Source organism: Colwellia sp. MB3u-8, assembly GCF_014076985.1.
GTDB lineage: Bacteria > Pseudomonadota > Gammaproteobacteria > Enterobacterales > Alteromonadaceae > Cognaticolwellia.
Genome location: NZ_JACGVA010000025.1, coordinates 1 through 4,688, shown reverse-complemented (window position 1 = coordinate 4,688; position 4,688 = coordinate 1). Strand labels below are relative to the sequence as shown.

The following is a 4,688-nucleotide window of genomic DNA, read 5'->3' as shown; positions in this document are numbered from 1 at the left end:
CACACTCGACTTACCCACAGCTCCTAAACCGCCAAAGTCCACTACAGCTGCAATGTCACGTTGCTCAATTACTTGCCTTCGTGCTTAGCGATCACATATATCATCTGCAATAAATGTTACCTACTTGTCAGCTATTGATTTAATACGGGCGAGCACTAATGTTGAAGAGTTTGATAAATTATCAACAATAACAATGTCTTTATCTAGCGCCAGCAATTCAATAAGTGCCTATTAAGCAGGTTTATTAACAATATGCTGCGCACGTCGCCGTCGGACTCTTGGTATATAGCGTCTATGTTATTAAACGAGGCATTAGTTAACCTTACTAGCTCACCGGTTTTGGGTAATCTAGATTCGCTGCTCTCGGCACGTTCTTGTTTAAGCTGGTGTATTAATTCATTGGGTACCGGTTGGTATTTAGCGCCGCATCTTACAAAATCAGCCACGCCGCGGGTATTTTTTACCGCCGCAAAGGGACCGTTTTCTGCGTCTAAACAAACGAATAGGTAATTAGGAAATAAAGCAGTTTGCTTAAGGGTACGACGACCTTTAAGGATTTTTTCGGTGCTGAGCTTGGGATAAAAGGAGCTAACGCCTTGATTATTTAGGTTAGTGTGAACACGCTCTTCTTGTCGAGGTTTACACATGAGTAAATACCAATTTTGCATCCTTGACTACATCCTTATTTTAACTGCATTAACACAAGAGTAACAACCTGTTACGACGTTATTACAACGTTCTTTTTTACAGCGGTCGGTATTATAACTGATGAGTTGATAAGGTAAAGTGTTAATAGAAAATTGTTAGCATTTAGAGATCAGATGTTGCTGTGGATTAGCAAATATTCGAGCGCTTGAATTTAGCCTACATTATTTACATAAAAATCCCGCAACCTAGTGCGGGATTTTAGTGTTGAGCTATGTTCTAGCTATGCTTAAGCTATATTCGAGCTACATTCGAATTATATTCAAGCTACATTAGAGCTATCTTAGCTTTTAAGATCATCGAAGAAATTTTTCACACCGTCAAAAAAGCCGGTTTCTTTTGGGCTATGCTTGCTGGTGCTTTTACCCATTTTTTCTTCTAACTGGCGTAGTAAGTCTGCTTGATCGCCCGATAAACTTACCGGTGTTTCAATCACTACCTTACACATTAAGTCGCCAATTGAGTGACTGCGTACTGACTTGACACCTTTGCCACGCAAACGGAACATTTTGCCTGTTTGGGTTTCTTTCGGTATTTTAAGCTTAACTTTACCTTCAAGTGTCGGTACTTCAATCTCGCCACCTAACGCAGCCGTTGTGAAGCTGATCGGTACTTCACAAAATAAGTGATTTTCATCACGAACAAATATTTTATGGTCTCGAACATTCGCTTGCACATATAAATCACCTGCGGGTGCGCCATGTTCACCGGCTTCACCTTCACCTGACAAACGTATTCTATCGCCGGTATCAACACCCGGTGGAATTTTAACCGATAGGGTTTTTTCTTTTTCAACACGGCCTTGACCACGACATGAAGTACAAGGGTCGGTAATAACCTTACCTTTGCCAGAACAGGTTGGACAGGTTTGTTGCACAGCAAACAAGCCTTGACGCATTTGTACTTGGCCATGGCCATGACAGGTTGAACACGTTTTCGCACTGGTGCCTTTTTTAGCGCCACTACCATCACAAGGGTCACAACTTACAAAGGTAGGCACTTTAATTTCTAAAGTCTTACCTTTAACCGCTTCTTCAAGACTAAGGTCAAGGTTGTAGCGTAAATCTGAGCCACGACGTTGGCGAGATTGACCACCACGACCGCGACCACCGCCACCAAAAATGTCACCAAAAATATCACCGAAGGCATCACCGAAATCTTGTCCGCCGCCAAAACCGCCACCGCCGCCGCCATGACCGCCTTGTTCGAACGCCGCGTGGCCGTATTGATCATACGCCGCACGCTTTTGATCATCGTTTAATATTTCATAAGCTTCTTTAACTTCTTTAAACTGTTCTTCTTTTGATTTATCACCTTGTGTTCTATCTGGGTGATATTTCATTGCTAAACGTTTGTAAGCTTTTTTGATATCGCGCTCAGCGGCATCTTTAGACACTTCAAGCACTTCATAATAATCGCGTTTTGACATAGGTTTGATTTCTTTACTTCTATTTATGGATACTAAATTTATGGATACTAATTTGTTTAACTTCTTTCTTAGACGCTGTAGCGTTCACTTTAACACCTTAAAAATCTAAGCAAATTAACATCAGGTAATAATTAATTTTTCGTTTTTACTTTACATAATAAAGCGCCGATAACTATCAGCGCTTTAATTTATGTTAACTAAACCACAAAATTTAATTATTTTTTGTTGTCACTGTATCCTTTTAGAGCAAGGTGAACACGCCAAGCATACAATGTATGTGAGCATGTTCGCGCGGCTATTGAGCGATACAGTGGCAAGCTAACAATTAACTACTTGTCGTCTTTAACTTCTTCAAACTCAGCGTCAACTACATCGTCGCCGCCTGGTGCATCAGCTTCAGGAGCTTCGCCTTCAGGTGCGCCACTTTGTGCTTGAGCTTTAGCTTGAGCAATTTCCATTAACTTAGCTGAAGCTTCGACAACCACTTGAGTTTTGGCATCGATTTCTTCTTTACTATCGCCTTTAATGGCAACGTTAAGTTCATCTAATGCTGTTTCAATTTTCTCTTTGTCTTCGCTTGGTAAATCGTCGCCTGCTTCTTCAATTTGCTTACGCGTTGCGTGAACCATGCCATCAGCTTGGTTACGAGCTTGTACAAGCTCTTCAAATTTCGCATCTTCGTCAGCATTTGCTTCTGCGTCACGTACCATTTGCTCTACTTCTTCATCTGATAAACCAGAAGAAGCTTTAATGGTGATTTTTTGCTCTTTACCAGTATTCTTATCTTTCGCTGTTACGTGCAAGATACCATCAGCATCTAAATCGAAAGTGACTTCAATTTGTGGTGTGCCACGTGGTGCAGCGTCAATACCTTCAAGGTTAAATTGACCAAGAGATTTGTTTGCTGAAGCTTGCTTACGCTCGCCTTGCACAACATGCACTGTTACTGCCGCTTGGTTGTCGTCTGCGGTAGAGAATGTTTGAGATTGCTTAGTTGGGATAGTGGTGTTTTTCTCGATAACTTTCGTCATCACGCCGCCCATAGTCTCAATACCTAATGATAATGGCGTAACGTCTAATAATAATACGTCAGTTACATCACCAGAAAGTACACCCGCTTGAATCGCAGCGCCTGCAGCTACCGCTTCATCAGGGTTAACATCTTTACGAGGTTCTTTACCAAAGAATTCAGTTACAACTTTTTGTACCATAGGCATACGTGTTTGACCACCTACCATGATAACGTCGTTAATGTCGCTAATTGAAAGGTCAGCATCTTTAAGTGCTTGTTTAAGCGGACCTAAAGTGGCTTTAACCATGTCTTCAACTAAAGACTCTAATTTAGCACGCGTAACTTTGATGTTCATGTGCTTAGGGCCTGAACCGTCAGCAGTGATGTAAGGTAAGTTTACATCAGTTTGTTGTGCTGAAGAAAGCTCACATTTTGCTTTTTCTGCCGCTTCTTTCAAACGCTGCATAGCAAGAGGATCAGTAGTTAAATCCATGCCTTGATCTTTTTTGAATTCAGCTACTAGGTAGTTGATTAAACGGTTATCAAAATCTTCACCACCTAAGTGAGTGTCGCCGTTAGTCGCTAGTACTTCAAACGTGTGCTCGCCTTCAACTTCATCAATTTCGATGATAGAGATATCAAATGTACCACCACCTAAATCGTATACCGCAACAACTTTGTCGCCTTCTTGCTTGTCCATGCCGTAAGCAAGGGCAGCAGCAGTTGGCTCGTTGATGATACGTTTAACTTCAAGACCGGCAATACGACCCGCATCTTTAGTTGCTTGACGTTGTGCATCGTTAAAGTAAGCAGGAACCGTAATAACGGCTTCAGTGACTTTCTCGCCTAAATAGTCTTCTGCTGTTTTTTTCATTTTTGCTAAAACTTCAGCAGAAACTTGTGGTGGAGCGATATTTTTATCACGCGCCGTTACCCAAGCATCACCGTTGTCGGCTTTAACAATACCAAATGGCATAATTTTTAAATCGCGTTGAACTTCTTCATCTTCGAAACGACGACCAATTAAACGCTTAATGGCGTACAATGTGTTTTTAGGGTTTGTTACTGACTGACGTTTAGCAGGTTGACCCACTAACGTTTCGCCTTCTTCTGTGTAAGCTATGATTGAAGGTGTTGTACGATCGCCTTCTGCATTTTCAATTACACGTGCTTTGCCGCCATCTAGAACAGCAACACAAGAGTTTGTTGTCCCTAGGTCAATACCAATTATTTTGCCCATCTTGAGGATCTCCGAATACTTATTACGTTAAAAATAAAGATTAAATCTTTCGATGAACAGTAAGTGGGGACAGGAAAAAGTTTTTTCAACTATTTTTGTTGAAATAAGTAAAAAACATCCGTTTTTATTTGCTCTGCTTTTTATTATTAACAATTAAGCATTTGCGGTCTATACCACTAGATGTAAAGAGCTAGACTATGATTATGCAAACATAGTGTTTAGAAAACCTATAATTTGTAAAACATAACAAGAACATGACAAGAAAATAGAAATTAGTGATTAGTGATTAGTGATTAGTGATT

General features: G+C 40.7%; 3 protein-coding genes. All 3 read right to left on the bottom strand.

Translation table 11 applies throughout. The annotated features are described in order from the left end of the window. Nucleotides 1-203 precede the first annotated feature (203 nt). Complete coding sequence (gene rfaH, locus H4J54_RS00195; protein WP_182188840.1) at nt 204-668, bottom strand: transcription/translation regulatory transformer protein RfaH; 465 nt, start codon at nt 666-668, stop codon at nt 204-206. 320 nt (nt 669-988) lie between these two features. Further along, a complete protein-coding gene (gene dnaJ / locus H4J54_RS00190; RefSeq protein ID WP_182188839.1) occupies nt 989-2,134 on the bottom strand; it encodes a molecular chaperone DnaJ in 1,146 nt (381 codons plus the stop codon). A 329-nt stretch (nt 2,135-2,463) separates the two neighbouring features. Continuing rightward, nucleotides 2,464-4,386: a molecular chaperone DnaK gene (gene dnaK, locus H4J54_RS00185; protein ID WP_182188838.1), complete on the bottom strand. Its 1,923-nt coding sequence runs from the start codon at nt 4,384-4,386 to the stop codon at nt 2,464-2,466. Nucleotides 4,387-4,688: the final 302 nt, after the last annotated feature.

Excerpts from the sequence above, each read along its gene's own strand:
- dnaJ (WP_182188839.1), bottom strand. The coding sequence starts at position 2,134 with ATGTCAAAACGCGATTATTATGAAGTGCTTGAAGTGTCTAAAGATGCC.
- rfaH (WP_182188840.1), bottom strand. The coding sequence starts at position 668 with ATGCAAAATTGGTATTTACTCATGTGTAAACCTCGACAAGAAGAGCGT.
- dnaK (WP_182188838.1), bottom strand. The coding sequence starts at position 4,386 with ATGGGCAAAATAATTGGTATTGACCTAGGGACAACAAACTCTTGTGTT.